The organism is Streptomyces sp. PR69 (assembly GCF_026420845.1).
In the GTDB taxonomy this organism is placed as follows: domain Bacteria; phylum Actinomycetota; class Actinomycetes; order Streptomycetales; family Streptomycetaceae; genus Streptomyces.
In genome coordinates this window covers 17,809-40,881 of sequence record NZ_JAOWCB010000002.1, presented here as the reverse complement: position 1 = coordinate 40,881, position 23,073 = coordinate 17,809, and the positions used below count along the sequence as shown (strand labels likewise).

The following is a 23,073-nucleotide window of genomic DNA, read 5'->3' as shown; positions in this document are numbered from 1 at the left end:
AAGCCGGTACCGACCGGTACCGGCCGCGCCCTGGTCGCTCATACAGGATTTCGTGAATTCATGATTCCGTGTACTGTCTGGGGGGTGCTGACCATCGCCCCTGACATCGAGGTGCTGGCCCGATTCGGCCGCGCGCTCGCCGACCCGATCCGCTGCCGGCTGTTGCTCGCACTGCGCGAGGCGCCGGCCCATCCGGCCGATCTGGCCGACCGCCTGGGGATCTCCCGCACCCGGCTCTCCAACCATCTGGCCTGTCTGCGCGACTGCGGACTGGTCGTCGCCGTCCCCGTCGGCCGCCGGACCCGCTACGAACTGGCCGACGAACGCCTCGGCCACGCCCTCGACGATCTGCGCACCGCCGTGGTCGCCGTCGAGACCGACCGTGCGACCTGCAAGGACGCGGCGGAGAAGGACTGCTGCTGATGGTCGCCACACCCCTGGGGCCCGGCCTCGACCGCCGGGACGCGCTGACCCGCCGGATACGCATCCTGGCCGCCGCCACGATCGCGTACAACGTCGTCGAGGCCGCCGTCGCCCTCACCGCGGGCGCCCTCGCCTCCTCCGCCGCCCTGATCGGCTTCGGGCTCGACTCCGTCGTCGAGGTCTCCTCCGGGGCGGCCGTCGTCTGGCAGTTCTCCGCCCGCGACCACGCGGTCCGCGAAGCCCGCGAGAAGCGCACGCTCCGCGTCATCGCCGTGTCGTTCTTCGCGCTCGCCGCCTATGTGTCGTTCGACGCCGTCCGCGCGCTGACCGGCGCAGCCGAGGCCGACCGCTCCATCCCCGGCATCGCGCTGGCCGCCCTCTCGCTCGTGATCATGCCCTTCCTGTCCGCCGCCCAGCGCCGAGCGGGCCGCGCCCTGGGTTCGGCCAGCGCGGTCGCCGACTCCAAACAGACCCTGCTGTGCACCTACCTCTCGGCGGTCCTCCTGCTTGGCCTGGTCGCCAACGCCACCCTCGGCTGGTCCTGGGCCGACCCGATCGCCGCCCTCGCCATCGCCGCGATCGCCCTGAAGGAAGGCCGCGACGCCTGGCGCGGCAAGGGCTGCTGCGCGGTTCCAGCGGCAGCCGGATGCGACTGCTGCTGACCTTCAGGGGCGGTGCACCTTCGCGACGGGATGTGCGGCAAGCCGGTGCGCCCCGGCCGATCACTCCCTGTCCGGGGTCTCCGCGGCGCGTGTGATGTCCGCGGCGCGCGTCATGTCGGCGGCGCGCGTCATGTCGAAGGTGAGGCCTGAGAAGTCCCGGCCCTGGAGCACCGGGCCGTTCTGGGTGCCGCCGGTGATGCTGTTGACCACATCGCCGCCCCTGGAGCCATCCTGCGTCCGCTGCCACCACTCATCGAGCAGGACGCGGAACTCCCCGTCCAGGGCCGCCCGTACGCCCAGGGCCGTGGCCAGCGCCTGTGCGCGCATCGGGTCGGCGGGGTCGCCCTCCAGCGCGGCGACTTCCAGCTCGCCGGAGCTGACCCGGGGTGTCCCTTCGTCCTCCGCTCCCTGTGCCGCGCCCCGCCCGAAAGGGCGGCGCACCAGTGCGGTGAGCCCTTGCCATGCCTGGCGTCCGGCTTCGCTGCCGAGACTGCCCGCCAGCGCGGCGAGGGCCGCTGCGGTGATCGGGTCCATGCTGGGACTCCCTCGATCGGCGTCGGATCGTCCCACCTTAGGCCTGCCGCAGGCCGGCCATACAGAGGCCGGCCATACAGAGGGCGGCTTTGCAGACGGGCGAAGCATCCCTGATCGCGGCGGCCGCGGAACGCCTCCCTCCACGCCCGGAGTTCCAGTACGGTGACCATGGGCTGGAGATCCCGGGAGGCGGTGGTTCATGAGCGCGCAGGACGGGTCTGAACGCCCAGTGCCGAGGGGGACCACAAACAGCCTTCCCGGCAATGTCGAGGGGCAGCTGGTCCAGGCCGGCGTCGTCCACGGCGGCATCACCTTCAACTATCACGCGGGACAGGAGGCGCTGCCGGGCGGTCGGCGGCCCGACCAGGTCCCGAGACCGCCGCGCGGCTTCGTCGACCGCAGGCAGGTGCTCGCCGAGCTGGACGACTTACTCGCGCACGGCGACCCCGTCGGCTGCCCGATCGGCGTCTTCAGCGGGCTCCCCGGAATCGGCAAGACGGCCGCCGCCTGCCAATGGGCCCACAACAACCAGCGGCGCTTCCCCGGCGGGCAGATCTTCGTCGACTTCGTCGGGCTTCGCGCGGGCGCAGGCGGGGACGTCTCCGAAGCGCTCGCCATCTGCCTGCGTGCCCTGGGCGTGCGGGACCAGTACCTCCCCGCGGGCCTCGCCGAGCGTACGGCCCTCTACCGCGATCTGTCGGCCGAGCGCCGGATGCTGGTGGTGCTGGACGATGTGACGCGCCCGGCCCAGGTCACCGCCCTCCTGCCGCAAGGGCCCGGCAGCGCGGTGCTGGCGACCAGCACATGGCGGCTGGGCGAGCTCGTCCTCGACGGAGCGGCCCTGCTCCAGCTCGACGTCCTCGATGCCGACAGCGCCCTGGAGCTGCTGTCGGCCCTCTGCGGGCCCCGGCGGACCGCGGATGAACCGGAGGCCGCGGCCCGGCTGGTCGAACTCTGCGGCGGCCTGCCGGTCGCCCTGCGCATCTGCGGCGCACGGCTGCTGACCCACCGTCGGCTCACGATCGGCGCGCTGGTCGCCGAGCTGTCCGACGAACAGAGCCGCCTCAGCCGCATCGCCGTGTCCTCAGCCCACGAGGAGCGCACCGTGTCCGCAGCGCTTGAGCTGGCCTACCGGGACCTCCCCGAAGCCGCCGCCCGCATGTACCGGGTCCTCGGCCATGTGCCCGGCCTGAGCTTCGACACCGCCGTCGCCGCCGTCGCCGCCGGACTGCACTCGACGGCCCAGGCCCAAGAGGCGCTGGACGTACTGGAAGCAGCCAGCCTGCTGTCGGTGACGGATGACCGCAGGTACGCACTGCACGGCCTGGTCCGGCTGCACGCCAGGGACACCGCTCGTACCGTCGATCCGCCCGGTGCGGAACGGGAGACGGTCCTCAGGGTGACCGGCCACTACCTCGCACTGACCGCAGCGGCGGACCTCGCCGTCCGGGCCGACCGTCTGCGGATCGCCGAACCGGCCGGCCTGACCGGCACATCCGGCTCGGGCGCCGGCCATGGACCGTTCGCCATGGCGACCGACCCCGGCCGCGACGCGATCAGCTGGCTGGAGGCCGAACGGGCCAACATCCTCGCCGTGCTGCGGGCCGCGTCCGGATTCGGCCTCGACCGCCCTGTATGGCAGACGGCCGAAGCGTTCACCGTCCTCTTCCTCCACCACCGGCACCTCGCCGACTGGCGCGAGTCGCTCGAACTGGGCGCCGAAGCAGCCCGGCGCGACGGCAACCCGGCCGCCGAGGCCCGGCTGCGCAGCCTCCTGTCCCGGCCGCTGCTCGACCTGGGACAGGACGAACAGGCGAAGGCGCAACTGGACGTGGCCGAGCAGCTGGCCGTGGAGTCGGGCCATCTGGTCCTCCAGGCCTCGGTGCAGGAGTTCCTCGGCCGTTACTGGGACCTGCACGACCCGGCCCGTGCCGTGGACGCGTACCGTACGTCGCTCGCTCTCAACGCCGAGGCCGGGGAGGAGCGGGGCGAGGCGCTGGCCCGGTACTTCCTGGGCTGCGCGCAGAGCGCGGCCGGCGACCACACCACGGCGCTCACCGCCCTCGACCGGGCCCGGGAGACGTTCCTCGCCCTGGGCGACGAGCGGATGGCGGCGCGGTCTCTGGCCGACACCGGCCGGATCCTGGCCCGCAGCGGTGCTCGCGCGGAGGCGGCGGCAGCCCTCGCCCGGGCCGCCGACGACCTGCACCGGGTCGGGGCCTCGCACTACGAAGCCCGGGCGCTGGAAGACCTGGCGGACCTGCTTGAGGACCCTGAGGCCGTCCGGAGCCGCCTCCGCCGCGCCCTCACGATTTACGAGGAAGGCGGCAGCCCCCGGGCGGCGGCGGTCCTGAACCGGCTCACCGCCGGCTGATCCGCGGACGGCGGCGCCGGGCGCAGCAGCAGCCTCTGCCGGCGCGTGCCGTGGACCAGGACCATCGGGGTGATGTCCAGCGGCGTGCCGAGGCGCAGGCACACATAGACGGCTGCCGCAGCTGAGCCGGGGTCAGGACCCGGCCCGTCTGCAGCGCCCCCGTCCGCAGCGCCCCCGTCTGCAGCGCCGACGTGCACCAGTCGTCCGTCGCGCAACCCGACCGTGCAGCCGTTCTCTCCGGGCACCGCGGCGATCCGTGCCCCGGGAAAGTCGGACAGGAGGGATGCCACGCGCTGCCGCCCTGCCTGGAGCGGGAAGACCTCCGAAGCCGAGCAGACGACGGCGGCGCTCTCGGTGAGACGTGTGTCCGGCTCGTCGACATCACAGGCCAGATGCCAGAACGCGGATTCGCCCTCTGCCGTCTCCCCGGCCAGCGCGGCGGGAAAGCGGCGGACCTCTACCCGGAGTTCGCCCCCGGCGCCCCGTGCGACGGAGGTGTGCACCATCAGCGACCGCGCCCGGTTGGTGTCCGGGGCCGGGATCGGAAAGGCGCGCGGACCACGGACCGACTGCTTCGGCTGGGGAAGGCCGAGAAGGCCGTAGACCAGCTCCCGCAGCCTTGGCAGAGCCTGCCCGGGCTCGGCGAAGGCCGCCGCACTGACCGCGGCGAACCGGTCCGCCCGGTGACCGGCCACCGCCGCCTCCAGCTGCGGCCGCATCGGCCGGCCCGCCTCCAGCCGCACTGCGGCCGAGCGAAGCGCGTACCCAGCCGTACCGGCAACGGCCTCCGACCCGAACGCGCCGAGCACGACGGGCCGCCCGAGCGCCGCCCCGTACAGCGTCACGGACCCGTGATCCCCGATCACCAGGTCCGAGGCCACCAGGGCCTGCTGCCAGCCGTCCGCGGGGTCGACGGCGATCAGTCCGGCCTCCAGGGCGCTCCGCTGCATGACCCGGACCTGCCAGGCTCCGTGGCCGGACCAGACATTCGGGTGCAGCACCAGCGCCACCCGGAACTCGTCGGCCGGGAGCTGGGCCAGCAGATCCGCCGGAAGCCCCGGCCACGATCCGGCCAGCGACTCCTCACCCCAGGTCGAGCTCACCAGGACCAGCCGCTGACCGGGAACCACGCCGAGGGCCGAACGGTAGCGCTCCCGCCAACGGACGCTCGCTCGGAGCCGGTCGAGGCAGGGGTCGCCGACCAGCACCGTGCTCCCGGCCGTGCCGGGATGGGCGGCCGCCAACTGGGACTCCTGGTCAGGATGGGAAACCGCGAGCCAGGCGCGCCGGGCCGCCAGCAGGTCGTCGTGGACCAGCCCGGAGAGCCGGGTGCCCGGACCGGCCGAGTCGGGGACCTGCTTGTGGAACCCGACCCCGTGCGGAAGCACCAGCACCGGATAGTCTCCGGGCGGCACCTTGATGTTCTCGGAGGCGGAAATCAGCAGGTCGGGCGCGATCTCCGCGAGCTGGGGCCACGGCAGGGTACGGCACCCCAGCGAGCGGAGCAGGTCGAGCACGCCGTCGTTGAAAGCGGACGTCGGGTCGTACGCGAACACCACGGTGATCCGCGGATCGTCGTGCAGGACCTCGGGCACCACGTCCAGCACGCGCACCAGCGACGTCACCGTTCGAGCGGCGACCACCACCGTTCGCTCGCTGCCGAAGGTCCGCCAGCGCGCGGCGTCGGGTCCCACAGGGACGAGAATGCGCTCGTCGGACTCCACCGCGTACCTCCGCCCGAGGGCAGGATCGCACACAACCTGGTCAGACGGCCTTCCGGCTTCCGGCTTCCGGCTTCCGGCTTCCGGCTTCCGGCTTCCGGCTTCCGGCTTCCGGCTTCCGGCTTCCGGCTTCCGGCTTCCGGCTTCCGGCTTCCGGCTTCCGGCTTCAAGCGTCCTAGCATGCCCATGGATGCATGGCAACCGTTTCACCACCTTCTTCCCCGCTGAAGGCTACTTGCCAGACGGGTGCTCGAACAGACGAAGCACTGGCGGCGTGACGGTGGGCCAGATCCGAGGCTCCCTCCCCAAGCCACTCGCCACTGGAGCTGCCCGTCCTGCTGGACGCGATGAACGCACAGGCAGTGGAGATCGAACCGCCGCGGGAGGACATGCAGGCGTCCAGCGCTTGGGGCGGCGTCCGGGGGACTGCGCCTTCAGGCTCCTCGACCCACCGGAGGAGGCCGCTCCTGGCCAGTAGCCAGCCGCTTGATCACACGAGGTCCGCCTGGGGGTACCTGCAAACGACTCAGGGGCCTGATCCGATGTCCCGGATCAGGCCCTGACCTGGTCTTGCGGCTGTCGGGGTGGCGGGATTTGAACCCACGACCTCTTCGTCCCGAATGAGGTTCGGTTGGTGAGCCTGCAAGCCTTGATGGCGTTTCCGCAGGTCAGATGGGTGGGCTCGGTTGGTGTCGCGGGGCCTGGAAAGGGTTCGAGGAGCGGATCGGCTCCCAGACGGCTCCCAGCACCGGGACTCCTCCCTCAGCACCTGCGCGTGTCCCGCGGCGTTCCTACGTCTGACCCGACAGGTCGTCCACCAGAAGGCCGAGGGTGATCTCCTCATGGAGCGCGACCCCGAGAGCGGTCATGGCAGGGGCGAGGCCCGGGTCCCAGGCCGCGCTGACGGGCTGGCCGTCGAGCGGCAGCTGAGGGATTCCCTCGGCCTGGCTTCGAGCGGCCAGGTGCTCGTAGTCCTCGGCGCCCATGCGCCATGGCTGGGCTCCATAACGGCGGATGATCCGGTTCGCCAGAGCGATGCCCGGCCAGTCGAAATCGCCGTGGTACGCGAAGCGGCAGCCGGTGGCGGCGAGGGCACCGAGGAGTGTGAGGACCACCGTGGCCGCGCTGCCGGACGTGCACACCAAGGGCCGGACGCAGGCCGCGTCCGCCGCAGCTTCCACGACGCGCGGATTCTCACAAATATGGACCACTGCTCCGGCAGGTAGTTGCAGCTGCAGTTCATACAGATCGCGCGGTGTGAGGTGGGCTTCTGCGTGATGCTCAGCCCGCTCTCGCAGGGCCCGCTCTCGCCAGCCACCGCCGACAGGCCGCAGCCCGTACGTCAGCACGGTGCTGGAGACCTCGTCCGGTGTGACGGAAACCAGACGCCACAGCGCGCGTCGGCCGGCCGCGTCGCCGGGGAACTCGGTGCCGTGGGCGAGGGCGATGCCGCGTTGGACGAGGCGTGCGAGCCAGGTGCCGTCGTCCAGGCCGTGTGCGGACCCGGTCGCCAGGGCGGCGAGTTCTCCTCGGCCTCGGCTACCACCCACCTCCGAGCCGAGCAGGACGGTGAGGACCTGAACAGCCTGCTGAAGCGTGCGTACCGCCGTTTCAGGTGCCACTCCTCTCGGGACGCCGGTGCGGCGCAGCAGGTCGTACCACTGCCCGGTCCAGTCCTGTCCGGCGAGCGGAGAGGCGTCCAGCGCCGAGGCGAGCGACGACCAGACGTGCTCGCGCCGTGCCGCGATACCCGCGCGGACGGCACGGTGGTCGATGAGCGGGGGGCCCAGTTCCTCCAGCACTTCTCTGAGTCCGAGTCCGGCCGCCGAGGCGCGCAGCCGCGTGTCGAGGCCGTCGAGTCGCACAGTTACGGCAGCACCCGTGACGGGTTTGCCCAGCAGGAGCGACAGGTCGTTGCGTTCCTGGGTGCTCACCGAGGTCAGCCGGAGGGAGCCGGTGGCCTGCACGCCGTTGCTTTCCAGGCGCTTGCGTACGGCTTCCCAGAGCCTGGTCAGCCCGGGACCGGCCAGCCAGTCCCGTGTCGCCGCGGGCAGCTTGCTCATACGGACACCAGACGCCGGTGCCGGCCGTTCCAGGTGTAGTGCAGCGTGGCTACCCCGCGCACATGGGGATCGCGGAGGCACTCGTAGATGTGGAGGGACGGCACCTCCGGCCAGTTGCCCATGAGCCGTTCGCTGGTGAGGACGAAGTCGAGGTCGAGATCGACGAGGATCCGTCCCAGTCGCCCGTGGGTGGGTTCGTCGACCTTGGCGAAGGCGTCGTCGAGCAGGATCAGCCGCGGCGCGTGGGGTGCCGACTCGGCGAGGCTGGTGAAGTGGGCGGCGGCCGCGGCGAAGAGCACGAGGTAGGAGAGCACCCGCTGCTCGCCCTGGCTGAGCCCGGTGCGGCCGGTCAGTTTCCGCCTGCGTCCCGGGGCGGCGTCCTCGACCACGAAGGTGTGGAAGCGGAACCAGTCGCGGTAGTCCAGTGCGGTCCGCAGATGGGCGGCGTAACCGGCTGAGGGATCGGCCCGCCGGGCGTCCTCGATCCGGCGTTGCAGCACCTCGCGGAGCTGCTCGGTCTGCTCACGCGTGCGCAGGCTCGACGGACTGCGCAGCAGCTCCACGGCAGCCCGCACGTCGGCGTCGACGTCCTCGTCCAGCTTCCACAGCAGTTCCACGCCGAGACCGTGTGAGGTGCGTACGGTGCGCAGGGTGTCGTTGAGTGCCGCGACCAGGTTCGCCGCGGTGATGACCTGGGCCGAGAGATGGTCGCCGAGCTCGCCGGTCAGGAACCGCTGGAACACCTCACGTTCGCGTTCCGTGAGCCGTCCCCGGGCCTCTGCCGCCTGGACGGCGATCCGCTCGCCCACGGCCGCGACGTCGTGGGAGCCGTGGTCGTCGATCAGGCGGCATACCTTGATTCCGTCGCGTTCGTCCAGTTGCGCGTCGTAACCGCCGGCCAGCTGGTCGCGCAGGTCGGTGTGCCGGTTGAGCAGGGTGTTGTCCGACACCTCGGCCTTCGGGCGGCCGAGGGCCTGCTGTACGGCGTCGGCCAGTGTTTGCAGCGCACGCAGTCGGCTGCGGACGTTCGAGCCGGGATCATCCGCCGTGTCCTCGGGCAGTGCGGACCTGTCCAGCCCGGCGCCGTGCACCACCTCCGGCCGGTCGAGTGCGCCGCGAAGGGCGCCGCCGGTTGCGATGACCGCCGTCTCCTGGACGGTCAGGTCCTCGCGCAGGCGTTTCTCCTCCACTTCGGCGCGCACGCGCCGGTCGTGCAGATCATTCCGGATACGTTGTGCTGCCGGGACGGCCTGGGCGGCGTGCGTGATGCGCTGTCTGGTTTCCTGCTCGCGGGCGAGGATCTCTTCTTCGGTCGCCCCGATGGCCTCCTCGCGGGTGCGCAGGTCCTGTTGTGCGGTACGCAGCCCGGTGAGGCGGAGCCGGTAGTTCTCCTCCGCGGCCAGGCGTTCTTCACGGGCGTGTTCGTATCGCTCGGCATCGGTGTGATGGGTGCCGAGCCGCTCGCCCGTGCTGCCGATCGCTCGGCGAAGATGCCCGATGCCGGTGAGGAGGGCGGCCAGCGCGGTGCGTACGCGTTCCAGCTCGGCGGGGTCGCTGCGCAGGTCATAAGCGGTGGCGGTGGCGTCCGCCTCGGTGCGTGCGGCTACGGCGAGGGCGCGGGCCTCCTCGGCCAGCCGCGCCGCGCTGGTGGCCTTGGCGGTCAGGTCACGCAGCGTCCTCTCGTCCGACTCGGCTCTGCTCCAGGCGTCGGCGAGACCGCGTGCCCGGGGGAAGTCCTGTTCCGCGAACCTGAGAGCCCGGCGCCGGGCGTCGGCCTCGGTGAGTTCGTGACGGGCGTGGGTCAGCCGCTGTTCCGTCTGCGTGAGCCGCTGTTCCAGCTCGGCCAGGATGCGCCGCCGGGTCTCGGCGCGTACGGCGGCTCCCACGTACTCGGCGTCGCTCTTGTGGTGCCGGCCGCTGAGGATGCCCAGACGCCAGGTTCCGTCATAGTGCACCGCGTCATGTGCGGTCGTTTCCCCGGCCGGTGCGAGCGCGATGGCGGTCAGCAGGTGCTCCACCTGCTCGGACGTGACCCCGCACCCCGGTTGTGATGCCGGGCGCAGGGCCGAGGCGAGGGTCGGCCCGTCCGGCGCCGCGGAACCGGGACGCAGCAGAGTGTCACGGGTGCCGGAATCGACAAGGGCGCCGTCCGCGCCGACCCACGCGTCCAGGATTCCGCTGGCTTCCAGCGCTGCTTCCAGACCGGCCCGGTACGCGGGGCTCAGCCCATCCACGAAGTCCACCAGCCGGTAGAAGGGCGCCCCGGTGCCTGGTGTCCTTTCGGTAACGCGGTGGTAGGGGACCGGCGGCTCGGGATCAGTACGTCGCTCCCAATTGCGCTTCTGACTCGCCAGACGACCGAGTTCCTCGTCGAGTCGGCCGACGGTGAGGGCGAGGGCGTCGCGGCGTCCGGTGAGTTCCTCGCCGTACGGCTCCAGTGCGGCATGGGCGGCCTGCCACGCCTGGCCGTCGACGTCGGGCGGGAGCGTCCGGTCCGCGAACGGGGCATCGGCGGAGTTCTCGCAGGTGACCACTGCGTGGACGGCGTCCAGCGGCGGGCAGCCGGATCCGAGGGCGGCCCGCGTGCGGGTGACCCACTCGGCGACCCGGCGGGCATAGGCACCGCTCTCCTCGGCGACCTTCTCGCGGCCGGCGTCGAGACGGTCGGCGGCCTCTTCCGCCTCGCTCTCCAGCCGTTCCCGCTCGGTGTCGGCCTGTTCCGCCCGGCTTCGGGCCTTCTCGGCCTGCGCTGTGAGGCGCGTCACCTCCTGTACCATCCGGGTCCGGTTCTTCACGACCGTCTCGGCGTTGTCCAACTGCCCCTGCCAGAAGACCAGTCCGTCGTGTACCGCCGCCGTGTCCACACGGACGACCGACCGGTGCTGCACGATGTGCGTCTCCCCGTCCGGAGCGGTCAGCTCCGTCTCGCCGGCCTGGGAGCAGACCGTGCGGGGCAGGGCGACTGCCTCGCCGAGATGGCCGGTGGGAAGCCCGGCCTTCTCCGCTTGCGTCAGCAGTTCCTTGCGTTCGGAGCTCAGTTCGGCGAGTCGGCTACCGAGGTGTTCGGCACCGTCGGCCAGCCGCTCAGCCGCGCCGTCCTCTGCGCTGTGTGCGTTGCTGAGGGCGGTGAAGGCGGCCACTGCGGCGGTGTGCAGTGCCTCGACCGTGGTGCGGCGTTCCGACAGTTCGCGCAGGCTGCGGTAGGCGTGGCTGGCGTGCAGGGCGGCGAGGTCGGTCCGGGCGGCTTCTTCCTCGTCGCGCAGGGTCTCCAGCCGGGCTTCCGCCTCCTCCTCCTGCGTCCTCAGCTCGCTGGTCCGCTGTGCGGCGTCTCCGGCCGCCCGGCGTCGCTGCGCGAGGACCTCCAGCTCCCCACTCACCGCCTGCGCGCGGGTGCGCAGGACTCCGGACAGGTATCCGCGGTAACTGGTGAGGAAGGTACGCAGCGCCGTATCGGTACGCTCCAGGCGGCCGAGTTCGTCACGTACGGCGTCGAGGTCGTGGAGGTTGCGCGCGACCTTCTCGACCACGTCCTCGTCGAGTCCCGGCAGGGTCTCGCTCAGCAGGGAGGCGAGTCCTCCGTGCTCGATCCGGTCTCCGACGGTGGGCCGCCGCAGCCGGTGGAGGAGCTGGGTGAGGTTGCGGTAGCGGGTCGCGTCGGTGATGCCGAACAGTTCCCGGGCCACCCGCGAGCGGTGGACGACCGCGCGGTCGGTAACGTTGTCGGAGCCGACGATCTCCTTGAGCCGGTCGACCGGCAGGGGCCTTCCGCTCTCGACCAGGTGCAGGTCCTCACCGACGCGCAGCGGCGTGACGAAGAACGTGGGCAGCGCCTTCTGCGTCGACTTCGAGGCGCGGATGGCGGCGCCGAGGGTGAGGTGGCGATGGTCGCCGCCGTCGGTCGTGCCCCGGAACTCCACCCACAGGTAGCCGAGACGGTTGGTCTGCTCGAACCCGTCCAGCATCAGCCAGGCGAGAGTGGTCCGGCCGGTGCCCGTCGCGTCCAGCGCCCGTGAGTCGCCGTCCAGCAGATACGGGAGCAGCATTTCCAGGGCCTTGGACTTGCCTGCGCCGTTCTTGCCGCGCAGGAGCAGCCGTCCGTCGCCGAAGGCGAACTCCTGCTCGTCGTACTGCCACACGTTCTGGATGCCCGCCCGGTGCAGCCGGAAGCGGGTGCCGGCGGTGGTCGTGGGGCCGGAACGCGGCAGCGGGACGAGGCCACGCGCATCGGTGGTCACAACGGCAACTCCTCTTGGACATCAGTGCCCTTGCCGGCTGCGGTGGCCGGGCGCACGGTCACGTGGGTGGCGTAGCGTGCCGCCGCGGCCAGCAGCACCCAGCCGTCACCGCCGGGACGTACCCCGCGGACATCGGTCACGGTGCGCCCCTCCGGCACCTCATCGGTGTACCCCTCCGGCAGGCCATAGCCCTCGGCGCGCAGACGGCCGGTCCGGGCCATCAGCCGCATGCGGGCCAGTAGGTCCAGCACGGCCTCCCGCAGGGCGCGGATGTCTTCCAGGTAGTCACGCTGCCAGTTGCTGCGCTGTCCGTACTCGGCGACCAGTTCGGCCAGCAACTCGTCCACCAGGCCGTCCGGAACAGCCACGCCGATAACGAGCGTCCCTCCGGTCGCCGGGTGCCCGGGTTCCTGCGGCCGAAGGCGCTCCACGAGCCGTTCCACCAGCAGCAGTGCGGCCTGCGCGACCGTCCCGGTGCCGGGCAGGTGCAGGTCCGTAAGCTCGTCCTCTGGATCCACCAGCGCCACTCCCTCGGCGCGGATCTCCATCTCCAGGCCCAGAAGTTCGGAGAACGCCTGCGCTTCGCGGCGCTGCCGGGTGCGCAACCAGTCGCGTTCGGCGTCGGTCAGCTCGTCCAGGTAGACGACGGGTGTCTCGACGAGCATCCGGCGCACATAGGTGCGAGGTCCGCCGAACCCCGGGTCCGCTGCCCGCCGGACCAGGTCGGCGCCATCACGGGCCTGGGCGAGCGGGCCGGCGACGACGACGCGGGCCAGCTCGCGGTCCACTGTGATCAGAGCCTCTCCGCCCGCATCCTGTGCGAGAGCGGCCACATGGCCCTCGGTCTCGATGAGGACGCCCCACCCGACCAGCAGGCGCAGAGCTGCTACCAAGGTCCGTTTCCCGGCAGCCCTACCCGTCTCGTCCAGCTCGATCTCGGCGTCGGCCGCGGCGGCCCTGATGTCGGCCACCAGCTGCGACAGCAGCAGTTGTTCGGGTGCGGTCACCAGCACGGACAGGGCCAACGCGAGACAGGCGTAGGTGTGCGGGGTGAAGGGGGTGCCGGTGGAGCGCTCCAGCCGGCGGCCCGCGCCTGCTCCCAGGCCCGCCTTGAAGAGCCGGGCGTAGGAGCTGTCGACCAGTAGGCGGTAGCCGAGCACCTGCTGGAACCGTTTGCCCAGCCAGTCGGCGTGCCTGCGGATCAGCGGGAAGAGGTCGGCGTGCGGGCCGTCCGAGGTGACCAGCGGATGTGCGAGCAGCAGCCGGGCGGCGCTGCGGCGCTCGGCGGCCAGGGCTACGTCGTGTGCCGAGGGGAGGGTCATGACACGCTCACCTCGGCATCGCCGTCGGCCGCGTCGGAGGAGGTACGGCCGATTTCCAGCTCCAGGTCGTCCAGCAGCAGGTCGCCGTCGGCTGAGTGCAGGACGCACCGCGCGCCCGTGCGTCGCACGGTGAGCCGGATGCCCAGCTCGGCGTCCTCGCTCTGCGCCTGCTCGAGGTCGAATCCCGTCGTGCCCTCCCTATCCGTGCCGGCGCGACGCCGGAGCTGCGCGTTCCCGAGTGCGGTGGCCAGCAGCTCCAGGAGCAGACCGAGCGCTGCGGAGGTGAGGCGCACCTCGGCGAACCGACCCGAGGCGCTGCGCAGTTCGTTCGCCGCCGCTGCCCTGGCCGCCGCCCGCTCACGGGCTGCCTCCCGCAGCCGCTGCTTCTGCACGGAGTGGTCCTCCACCGCCGACGACCGGCCACGCTGGGCGCGGCTGCCCCTTTCCCGCAGGGCCACCGGCACCTCGACCACTGGCCCGGTCCACCAGCTCGTGTAGGCGGGCACCACCTCGTCGGTAGCGGGGGGTATGCCCAGATGACGGGCGCCGTAGAGCCCGAAGGCGGCGACGGCGATGTCATGCGCGTCCTGCGGTGCCGCTTCGTCGAACCACCGGGCCAGCCTTAGCAGATCCCTGCGCCGGGACATCTCCCCAGTGGCCGACCGCAGCATCCGCTTGGCGTTGGCGAGCAGCGACTGCAACGCACGGAGGGTGGCGTCCCGCAGCTGGTCGACCTGGCTGCCCTGCCCGTCGGTGTCGCTGAACCAGCCCCGCAGGCCCTCCCAGTCCGTGAGCTCGCGTCCGCGGCTGCGCTGAACCCGTGTCTCCAGTCGGCCGTCGCCCTGCGGTGACAGCCCGGTGAGGCCCTGTGCGTGGGCGTCCAGCCGGGCGAGCAGACCCGGGACGTGCGGCCACAGCGTGTCCAGTGCTGCCGAGATCCGGGGTGCACGGAACGCCACATCCTCCGTGATCGCCTCGACGTAGTCCAGGAGTAGCTCCTTGAAGCCCTGGTACTCGGCGCTGTCTAGGTCGTACCGGGCCAGGACCTGGCCGAGGTAGGCGTAGAAGTCCCGGATGGAGTCCGCGAACTCGGTGAACTGCACGAACAGCGTGCTGACCCGCTCCAGCCCGTCCTGCGGTTCGATGCCACCGAGCGCGGTCACGAGCTCGGCCAGCTCCCTGAGCCCGCGCTCGACCAGAGCGAGCAGCTCGTTGCTCACCTCGCGGGCCGCGTCCGCCTCGGCCAGGACCCCATCGGCGTCCCGCTGAACGCGCTCACCCAGCTTCGACAGCTGGTAGCGCGAGCGGGACCGCTGGTACTCGCTGATGCTGGACGCCTTCAAGGTGTGGCTGCTGCGCAGCAGATTTCCCCACCGCACCAGCTGTTCCAGCCGGACAGTGAGGGTGTCGGCGTCGAGCCCGGCAGCAGGTCCGCCAGCCTGGCGCAGCTTGGCCATGACTTCCGACACGGAAAGGTCCGCCAACAAGGTCCCGCAGAAGACCCGCATGATCGCGACGTGCTCCAGTCGCTCGGGCGCGCTGAGGTAGGTGTACGCGTCCAGCCGCCGACGCGCCTCGCTGTGGGCGTCCTGCGTTGCGGCGTCTTGCGCTGCGCCGGGTGCGGGTGCCTCCATGCATGCGAGGTTACGCGGCGCGTTCGCCTGCCACCGGTGGGTGGCTGAAATTGCCCCCGGCCCCTGCTCGGCCGGGCTCTGCTCCCGTCCACAAACCGGTTTCGGCCGCTTCTCTCGCGATAGGCTCGACCAGGCACTTTTGCATCGTGGTCCGAGAGAAAAGCCTGGGGAGGCCGGACGGTGACAGCTCAGTCAGGCACGTCGGCACCGAGGCCCGGCACACCCAAGCCGGGCCCGCCGCGCCCCGCCCGGCAGTGGTTCCAGGAGCGCCCCTCGCCGTACCCGTGGGAGCAGGACGCGCTGGACCATGTGCGGGGGCTCATGCCGCAGGCCGAGCCGTTCCGCGCCTGGGCCACGTTCTCCTTCACCGCGATGTCCGGCCGCGTCAACGAGTGCGATCTGCTGATCGCCGTTCCCGCCGGCCTCTTCCTCATCGAGATCAAGGGGCATCCGGGGCAGCTGCGCAATACCGGGTCGACCTGGAACTTCCAGGGACCTGACCGCATGCGTACCATCAACAACCCCCTGCACCTGACCGACCTGAAGTCCAAGGAGCTGAAGAGCCAGTTCCAGTGGGCAGCTCGCAAACTGGGCCTGTCCGAGCGGGTGGTCCCCCGCGTCGAGCCCGCTGTGTTCCTGTCGTCGCCCGACCTCGAGAGCCACCTGGACGAGGTCCAGCAGATCAAGGTCTATGGCCGTGACGACGGCGGTAGCGGCCTGAAGCGGATCTGGCAGGACTTCCTCGGTCTGCCCCCGGACCGTCCCGACCGGCGCATCACGCCGGAGTTCTCCCGGCACACCCTGCCGCAGCTGCTCAAGGCGATTGGGATCCGTCAGTCCGCGGCCCACCTCCGCTTCGGCGACGCCTGGAAGATGGAGCCGCACCCGCTGGACGCCGGACCGTCTTGGGAGGACCGCCTGGCCACCCGGGACGACGGCCTCGTCCAGGAGGAGGGCCGGGTCCGCATCTATCTGGTGAGCCAGATGGCGACAGAGGCGGCCCGCAGAGCCACCGAACGCGCTGCGCGCCGCGAGTACCAGGTGCTGCAGGGCATCACCCACCGCGGCATCGTCGACGCGCTCGACTACCGCGAGCACCAGGGCGGACCGGCGATCCTCTTCCGCCACCGCCACGGCGATCTCCGCCTGGACCAGTACCTGGACACCTACGGCGGCAGGCTGACGCCCGAGATCCGCCTGGATCTGGTCCGGCAGCTCGCCGAGGCGGTCCGCTACGCGCACAACCGCTCGCTCTACCACCGGGCGCTCGCGGCCCGCTCTGTGTACGTGTCGTTCCGGGCCGACGGGACGGCTCCGGAGCTGCGGATCACCGACTGGCAGACCGCGGCGCGGGATTTCGACAGCAACGCCACGTTCTTCCGTTCCATCGGCGGCTCCGCCCTCGACGCCGCCCTGATCGAGGACGCGGCCCGGGTCTATCTCGCCCCCGAGTCGGACCAGCCGTACGCGGACCCGGCCGACCTGGACATCTTCGGCCTAGGCGCGGTCGCCTACCTGATCCTCACCGGCCGCCCGCCGGCCACCCAGCGCAGCGACCTGGCCGAACGGCTCCGCGGTGACGGAGGGCTGCACCTGTTCGCGGTGGCCGACGGCCTGCCCGATGTCCTCGACGACCTGGTCTTCCGGGCGACCCGCGCAGACGTCAACGAGCGGCTCGGCTCGGCCGAGGCGTTCCTGGACCTGCTGGACGAGGCGGAACGCGCCAGTATCCTCCCGGACTCACCGGCGGCGACCTGCGTCGACCCGCTCGAAGCGGTGCCCGGTCAGGCGCTCGACGCCGAGTGGACGGTACGCCGGGTCCTGGGCACCGGCGCCACCGCGCGCGCCCTGCTCGTGGAGCGGGCCACGGAGGACGAGGACGGTCGCACCCAGGTTGACGAGCACGTCTTCAAGGTCGCTCTCGACGAGGAGAAGGCGGGGCGGCTGCGTGCCGAGGCGCGGGCGCTGCGCAAGGTCGGCGGCGGCTCCGTCGTCCAGCTGCGCGGCGAGGGGCTGCGGGAGCTGGGCGGGCGGACCGTCCTGGAGCTGGAGTACGCCGGCGCGCAGTCGCTCGGCGAGCGGCTGCGTGGCAAAGGGCGACTCACCTACCACGAGCTGGAGCGCTTCGCGGACGACCTGTTCCACGCCCTGGACCAGCTCGCCGCGCAGGGCGTGCGCCACCGCGACATCAAACCGGATAACTTCGGCATCCAGCGCCGCAAGGACCGCACGTGGCAGCTCAAGTTGTTCGACTTCTCCCTGACGGACGCCTCCGACCGGGACGTGAAGGCCGGCACGCGCGGCTATCTCGACCCGTTCCTCGGTTCGATGCGCCGCGCCCACTACGACGACCACGCGGAGCGGTACGCAGCCGCCGTCACCCTTCACGAGATGGCGAGCGGCGAGCGACCGCTGTGGGGCGAGGGGCAGCTCGACCCGCTGACCAATGAGTCGGCCGAACTCCACGTCGCCACCGAGCTGTTCGAGCCCGCGCTGCGCGAGGGACTCAGCGCCTTCTTCCAGCGTGCGCTGCACCGCGACACCGAGCAGCGCTTCGACACGCTGCGGCAGATGTGGGACGTCTGGCGGGAGGTGTTCCGCGCTGCCGACGCGACCGCGCCCGCCACGACCCCCTCCACCGTGGGTACCTCGTCTGATGACCCGGAGGAGGCCCGCGACCGGGCCGCCGCGGCGGCCGACCTGACGACGCCGCTGGATGCCGCCGGCCTGTCCCCGCGTGCCGTGTCGGTCGCCGGCGGACTGGGCGCCACGACGGTCGGGGAGCTGCTGGACATCCAGCCGTACGCCATCTCCAAGGCGCGCGGCGCGGGCGCCTTGGTCCGCAAGGAACTCAACCGGCGCCGCAAGCAGTGGGCCACCGCGCTGCGCTCGACGGCGGCTTACGCGCCCCCCCGCCGGCAGGCGCCCGACGCCGCCGCCCCGCCGCATTCCGTCCCCGGCTCCGACGAGACCCGCATCCCGTCGATAGACGACATGGCCGCGCTCCTCGCCCCGGAGCCGGGCCGCAAGGGCTCCCACCGTGCCGACGTCGTACGCCTCACCCTTGGACTGCCCCTGGACGACGGCGGGCTGTCCCCGCTCGGCGTATGGCCCGTGCAGGCCCGGATCGCCGACCACCTGGGCATCAAGCAGACCTCCGTATCCCGCCACCACCGGAACGAGCTCAGGAGGTGGGCCGAGGCGGACTGGCTGACCCCAGTCCGCACCGAGCTGACCGAGATCGTCGAGGCTGTCGGCCGGGTGATGACCGCCGACGAGGCCGCGGCCGAACTGCGCGCTCGCCACGGCGCCGGGGCGGACACCCCTGCGAGGACGCTTGCCAGGGCTCTGGCCGTCGTCCGGGCCGCCGCCGACGCGGAGACCGCCGAACGCCAGGACGAGGACCCTGCCGGGCAGCACGAGCCCCGTTTCGCCGTGCACCGGCGCGGTGACACCGTCCTGCTTGCCGCCGAGTCACTGCCGGGCACCGACGACCCCAGCCCGCGCGAGCTGGCGGACTACGCGGCGCTCCTCGGCCAGGCCGCCGAACGACTGGCGCGGCAGGACCCCCTGCCCGGCCGGGGCGAGGTCCTGCGTGTCCTGCGGTCCGTGCCCGCGCCCGACGGACTGGCCCCGCTCGCCGACACCCGCCTGGTGTCCCTGGCCGCCGCGACGGCCCCCGGCGTCGCGGCCACGCCCCGGCTGGAGCTGTACCCGCGTGACCTGAGTCTGGAGCGGGCGCTGCGCATCTCCCAGGCGGGCGCGGGCGTCCGTCGCGACCGGGGGATCACCGTCACCGAGCTGGTGGCGCGGCTGCGCGCCCGTTTCCCGGGCCTGGACCTGGTGTCGGGCTCCCGGGAACCCACCCATGTGGAACTGCTGGACGCCCTGGAAGGGGCGCGCTTCGATCTCGTGTACGACGACGAGGCGGAGAAGTTCTTCCCCCGCGCGCCGGACTCACGGGGGCCGTGGAGCTCCACCGGCGTCCTCACCAGCTACCAGCCGCCCACTCCCGTAACCCGGGCCGACCGTCAGGACCCGCACGGCCCGCTGCGGGAGCGGCTGACCGCCGTGGCGGAGCGGGGCGGGTTCCTCGCCCTCACGGTGAAGCCGAACGCGTTCGCGGGAGCGGCGGAGACCGTGGCAGCCGCCTTCCCGGTCGAGGCCGTCGACCTGTCGGACGTGTTCCTCACCGCCTTCCACGCCCTGGCCGCGGAGAAGGGCCAGGACTGGCAGAAGGTCCTGCGCGCCGACAGCCTCTCCACCCCCGGCAGCATCAAGCCGGGGCTGGCGTCCTTCGTCCGGGTGGTCTGGCAGCGCGTCGAGCAGGTGGTGCTCGCCCGCGCCGACGCCCCGCGCACCGTGCTGTTCCTGCACGACGCCGGCCTGGTCGCCCGCTACTGGGACGAGGGCGGCCACGCCTTCCTCGTCCGGCTCCAGAACGCGGCACGCCGCCCCGCCGACGCTCCGAACGGCCTGTGGCTGCTGTGCACGGTCGAGACGCGCGCGCAGGAGCCGAAACTGGACGGCCGTACGGTGGAGGTGATCGGCGGTGACGGGGAACGGGCGCACTTGGACCAGGAGTTCCTGGACACGCTGCGGGTGCCGGTGGGCACCACCGGCTGACGGCTCAGGACTTGCGGGGCACCCCGCCCTTGCGGCCGATGTTGAACGCCAGCCGGTACACGTCGGGGAGGTCGAGTGCGCCGCTGGTGCGTTTGGTCAGGACGCCGAGTTCCACCAGCTCCTCTATGAGCGCGAAGGGATCGTCGGCGTCACGGGGGCCGCTGCCCCCATCGCGTCCTCGCTCAGGCCCCTCGGCACCTTCGTCGGCGGCGACCATGTCCCGAAGAATGCCAGTAAGACCACCCTGCTCCCACAGGAAGCGGACGTGTGACGGCTCCATGGGTACCTGTTCGCCCTCAAGCTGCCCGATCGCTGCGGCGGCCCAGCCGATGTCTTCCTTCAACTCGTCCACCCGGACCCGCGACGCCTCGTGCAGGCTCTCTCGGAGCGCCTCGTAGTGCAGCGGGTACGGCTGCATGGCGTACCGCGCCGCCGTCAGGTCCGCAGCCGTGCGCAGCGCGAGCAGCCAGGTCCTCGGGCTCACGCGTCCCTTGCCGTCCTGGAGATGGTTCGGCACCCAGGTGAAGGTGTGACCCTTGCGCCGGTCGGTTCCCATGTACGGCCCAGCCAGGGCGACGAAAGCCCGCTCCTGGCACTTCTCGTCGGCGATCAGGTCGACCGGCGCGATGAACCGCCCCTCACCTTGCACCTCCCACTTGCCGTACTGCGCCCGGAACTTCTCCGCCTCGGTAGTCGGATGGTTGCCCAGCCTGTGGAAAAGCAGCCCGTATAGGTTCTCTCGGCTCCACGTCAGGTCGGCCGCGTTCGCCCCCAGTTTCGAAGCGTCCGGGAACGTCTTGGGCGCGCTGTCGTACATGTCCGGGCGCACGAAGATCTTGGCGCGCAGAGCCCCTGTGGTCAGCCTTAGTTCCAGCGCCACTTGGAACAGCGCCGATACCAGCCCGTCGGCGGTTGTGCGGTCCGCGTGAAGATGGTCCAAGGCGTCGAAGAGCAGCACGCGCGTCTCGCCGCTGTCCCGGGCCTCCCGGTCGGCTTTGCCTAGCGCGTCGTCGTACGCGTCTTCGTTCGCCGCGGCCCAGCGGATACGGTCGGACCAGTCAGGAATGCTCCTGATCTCCGGTACGTCGAGCGCCATCATCACGACTGCGTGCCAGAAGATTTCATAGCCCTCGGGATCAACCACGTCCCGCAACAGCCTGGCGATCTTGCGCTTACCCGGGTAAGGGGTCTCACTGTTGCCGCCTGTCCTGAACCCGGTAGTGACCCGGACCCGCCGGAGTCGCGGCATCATGTAGGACCGCGCGGCCACTTCCCTCAGCTCGGGATCGGTCAGCGCCTTCGCCCAGTACGTCTTGCCTGTGCCGCGCGCTCCCCGGACCACGGTCACGTCCGGGTCGAGCGCGAGGCGGTGGCTGGACGGGGTGAACAGCCGCCGCAGGTCCGGGCCGTCCGTGTCCGCGTCGAGTGCGGCACCGAGGGCGCTGGCGATCAGGGTGCGGTACTCGTCGGTGGTCGGGGCGGCGGTCATGAGGACTCCGAGGCGGGGTTCAATTTCGGCAGCAGACGCTCCACCGTAGTAGTAAACGTCCGATAGGCGGCCTCGACGAAGGGCAGCTCAGGCCAGTCGCGGCTGCGCAAAGGGTCCAGCCCCACCAGGTCGTTGCCGAAGAGGATGGGAATGGGGGCGTGCGGCGCGTCGTCGTCCTCCAGGGGAGGGTGGTATAGCTCGTCGCTGTCCTCGTCCGTGTCGAGCTGGTCGTAGAGCGTCGAGGCGAAGAGCTCCTGGGCGCGGTCGCGCAGGGTGGGCAGCCGCTTCGCGTCCCCGGCGGAGTGGAACATGGCCGCCACGATCCGCAGCCGCTCCCGCAGCTCCCGCGCCAGGGCCGGACGCTGCTGCCACTGTGTGAACAGCATGCGGTAGCCCTCCCAGGTGGAGGGGTTGTCCACCGCGAACAGCAGTGCGAGCCCGCTAAGATGAGTCAGGGTGACCGCCGCGATGTCGTGCATGCCGGCCCTGCTGTCCAGCAGGACGACGTCCGGTGGCCGCGACAGCTCGGTCACCTGGTCCTCGCAGGCGGCGATGGCCTCTTCAAGCCGCGCGGCGAATGGCCGTTCGCCGTCACCGGGGTTGAGCCCGGCGAGGTCGCTGTAGATGCGGTTCAGTTTGGCGAGGTAGTCGTACGGCTCCCCTTCCAGCGGTGAGCCGCCCGCGGGTGCCAGCCACACCTCCCCGTTGCCCTTGAACGGCAGCGCGGAGCTGCGCGCCACCAGCTCCAGTCCGTCGGCGTTGCCGACGCCGCCCTCTATGAGGTGGTCCACGATGCCGTGGCGGGGGATGCCGGCGGCGTCCTCCAGCAGGTTGGACACGCCCGGGGACTCCAGGTCGAGGTCCACCACGAGCACGCAGCGGCCTGTTCCGGCCAGGTATCGGGCGAGGACGGCGGTGGCGGTGGTGCGCCCCACTCCGCCCTTGAAGCCGTACAGCGCCACCCGCCGGTCCCGGCGGCGGGACGCTCCGGCGTTCGGCGCGGGGGCGCTCCGGGCCCAGTCGGTGCCGATGACGGTCCGTTCCAGGGCGTGGACACTGCCGACCCCGGTGCCCGTGGCCTGCCGGGGGCTGACCTCCACGCGGTCGTCGGCATCGAAGTACAGCTCGGGTGCGAAGAGCTTGTCGCCGAAGAGCAGAGGTTCGAGCCCAGTGAAGGGGCGGGTGGCGGCCTTGAACGAGTCACGGAGGGCCACGACGTTCGCGTCGTCGTGCGCGAGGGGCCGTCCCTGGTCGTCGATGAGCAGGCAGGCCCGACCGAGCACATCCCGTGTGACGACGACGTCCATGCCGAACTGTGCGGCGGCCTGCCGGGCATGGTCGAGGGCGGCCTGCCAGGCGGTGTCGAACCGCGCGCGGGAACGGCTCATGCGCGGGTCCTCGTTCCCAGGATGCCGGCCTGCTCATGGGCGGCGATGAGGGCGTACGCGGCCTTCAGGTGCCGGTCTATGTCCGCCTCGGTGATCGCGGTGCCGTCGCAGTAGCGGTCCGCGACGTCCCAGCCGGCGAACGGGTTCTCCCATATGAGCTGCGTGAACAGCGCGCCCGATCCGCCTCCCCGGCGGCGGTGGGCGATGGCGGTGAGGTGTTCCCACAGCTCGGGGAGGTGCCCGTGCTGTTTCTTCCACTTCATAGTGTTGCCCACACGATAGAGAGCCTCTACTTCCGGATTCTCCGGCATGTTCCGAGCGTTGAGCCGGGAGCCGAGGAAGTCGATGAGAATCGCCTTCACGGCGCACTCAGCGGCCAGCCCGGCCAGATGGTCGGCGGATATCCGCAGGTCCCTCTCCGCGGCCAGAGTAGCCGCGCGATAGTGGTTCCTGCTCGCCGTCGCGAACGCGGGCGGCTGGGTCGCGGAGGGTGTCGAGGCCGTCACGACGATCACTTTAACGAGTCGATCAGGAGGGTCGCGCGGGCCTTTCCCGGATTGCGACTCCCCTGGGCCGCGGTCCGGGGGCGCGGGTGCGGCAGG

At 71.6% G+C, this 23,073-nt stretch carries 13 protein-coding genes; 4 read left to right on the top strand and 9 right to left on the bottom strand.

Annotated elements, in window-relative coordinates; genetic code table 11:
* Positions 1-84: 84 nt before the first annotated feature.
* On the top strand, positions 85-423 hold the full coding sequence (locus OF819_RS01895; protein WP_267241512.1) for an ArsR/SmtB family transcription factor: 339 nt from the start codon (positions 85-87) through the stop codon (positions 421-423).
* Positions 423-1,085 carry a cation transporter gene (locus tag OF819_RS01890; protein WP_267241511.1) on the top strand — a complete coding sequence of 221 codons (663 nt, stop codon included), beginning with the start codon at positions 423-425 and terminating at the stop codon, positions 1,083-1,085. The genes OF819_RS01895 and OF819_RS01890 overlap by 1 nt, the downstream gene beginning before the upstream one ends.
* 60 nt (positions 1,086-1,145) lie before the next feature.
* Here OF819_RS01890 and OF819_RS01885 read toward each other — a convergent pair whose 3' ends face one another.
* Positions 1,146-1,619 carry a hypothetical protein gene (locus OF819_RS01885; RefSeq protein ID WP_267241510.1) on the bottom strand — a complete coding sequence of 158 codons (474 nt, stop codon included), beginning with the start codon at positions 1,617-1,619 and terminating at the stop codon, positions 1,146-1,148.
* Between the two features lie 199 nt (positions 1,620-1,818).
* Here OF819_RS01885 and OF819_RS01880 point away from each other — a divergent pair, with 199 nt between their 5' ends.
* Entirely contained in the window at positions 1,819-3,993 is a 2,175-nt protein-coding gene (locus OF819_RS01880; protein ID WP_267241509.1) for an NB-ARC domain-containing protein, read from the top strand.
* Here the strand turns inward: OF819_RS01880 and OF819_RS01875 are convergent.
* The 5 genes from OF819_RS01875 to OF819_RS01855 all read right to left on the bottom strand — a co-directional run bounded on the left by OF819_RS01875 (position 3,933) and on the right by OF819_RS01855 (position 14,968).
* Positions 3,933-5,687, bottom strand: coding sequence for a hypothetical protein (locus tag OF819_RS01875; RefSeq protein ID WP_267241508.1), 1,755 nt, complete (start codon positions 5,685-5,687; stop codon positions 3,933-3,935). The genes OF819_RS01880 and OF819_RS01875 overlap by 61 nt on opposite strands.
* Before the next feature lie 818 nt (positions 5,688-6,505).
* Positions 6,506-7,777 (bottom strand): TIGR02679 family protein, encoded by a 1,272-nt coding sequence (locus OF819_RS01870; protein ID WP_267241507.1) that lies wholly within the window; start codon positions 7,775-7,777, stop codon positions 6,506-6,508.
* A complete protein-coding gene (locus tag OF819_RS01865; RefSeq protein WP_267241506.1) occupies positions 7,774-12,012 on the bottom strand; it encodes a TIGR02680 family protein in 4,239 nt (1,412 codons plus the stop codon). The genes OF819_RS01870 and OF819_RS01865 overlap by 4 nt, the downstream gene beginning before the upstream one ends.
* Positions 12,009-13,334, bottom strand: coding sequence for a TIGR02678 family protein (locus OF819_RS01860; protein ID WP_267241505.1), 1,326 nt, complete (start codon positions 13,332-13,334; stop codon positions 12,009-12,011). The genes OF819_RS01865 and OF819_RS01860 overlap by 4 nt, the downstream gene beginning before the upstream one ends.
* Entirely contained in the window at positions 13,331-14,968 is a 1,638-nt protein-coding gene (locus tag OF819_RS01855) for a TIGR02677 family protein (RefSeq protein WP_267241504.1), read from the bottom strand. Before OF819_RS01855 ends, OF819_RS01860 begins: the two co-directional genes overlap by 4 nt.
* A gap of 180 nt (positions 14,969-15,148) precedes the next feature.
* Between OF819_RS01855 and pglW the strand changes: the two genes are divergently transcribed.
* Positions 15,149-19,594 carry a BREX system serine/threonine kinase PglW gene (gene pglW, locus OF819_RS01850; protein WP_267241503.1) on the top strand — a complete coding sequence of 1,482 codons (4,446 nt, stop codon included), beginning with the start codon at positions 15,149-15,151 and terminating at the stop codon, positions 19,592-19,594.
* Between the two features lie 4 nt (positions 19,595-19,598).
* Here pglW and OF819_RS01845 read toward each other — a convergent pair whose 3' ends face one another.
* Genes OF819_RS01845 through OF819_RS01835 form a run of 3 tightly spaced genes read right to left on the bottom strand, consistent with a single transcriptional unit; the run spans position 19,599 to position 22,977 of the window.
* Positions 19,599-21,083 carry a hypothetical protein gene (locus OF819_RS01845; protein WP_267241502.1) on the bottom strand — a complete coding sequence of 495 codons (1,485 nt, stop codon included), beginning with the start codon at positions 21,081-21,083 and terminating at the stop codon, positions 19,599-19,601.
* Complete coding sequence (locus tag OF819_RS01840; protein WP_267241501.1) at positions 21,080-22,471, bottom strand: KGGVGR-motif variant AAA ATPase; 1,392 nt, start codon at positions 22,469-22,471, stop codon at positions 21,080-21,082. Before OF819_RS01840 ends, OF819_RS01845 begins: the two co-directional genes overlap by 4 nt.
* A complete protein-coding gene (locus OF819_RS01835) occupies positions 22,468-22,977 on the bottom strand; it encodes a hypothetical protein (protein ID WP_267241500.1) in 510 nt (169 codons plus the stop codon). The genes OF819_RS01840 and OF819_RS01835 overlap by 4 nt, the downstream gene beginning before the upstream one ends.
* Between the last annotated feature and the right edge of the window lie 96 nt (positions 22,978-23,073).

Coding starts and splice junctions, on each gene's coding strand:
- OF819_RS01855 (WP_267241504.1), bottom strand. CDS start 14,968: ATGGAGGCACCCGCACCCGGCGCAGCGCAAGACGCCGCAACGCAGGAC.
- OF819_RS01880 (WP_267241509.1), top strand. CDS start 1,819: ATGAGCGCGCAGGACGGGTCTGAACGCCCAGTGCCGAGGGGGACCACA.
- OF819_RS01860 (WP_267241505.1), bottom strand. CDS start 13,334: ATGACCCTCCCCTCGGCACACGACGTAGCCCTGGCCGCCGAGCGCCGC.
- OF819_RS01885 (WP_267241510.1), bottom strand. CDS start 1,619: ATGGACCCGATCACCGCAGCGGCCCTCGCCGCGCTGGCGGGCAGTCTC.
- OF819_RS01840 (WP_267241501.1), bottom strand. CDS start 22,471: ATGAGCCGTTCCCGCGCGCGGTTCGACACCGCCTGGCAGGCCGCCCTC.
- OF819_RS01845 (WP_267241502.1), bottom strand. CDS start 21,083: ATGACCGCCGCCCCGACCACCGACGAGTACCGCACCCTGATCGCCAGC.
- OF819_RS01890 (WP_267241511.1), top strand. CDS start 423: ATGGTCGCCACACCCCTGGGGCCCGGCCTCGACCGCCGGGACGCGCTG.
- OF819_RS01870 (WP_267241507.1), bottom strand. CDS start 7,777: ATGAGCAAGCTGCCCGCGGCGACACGGGACTGGCTGGCCGGTCCCGGG.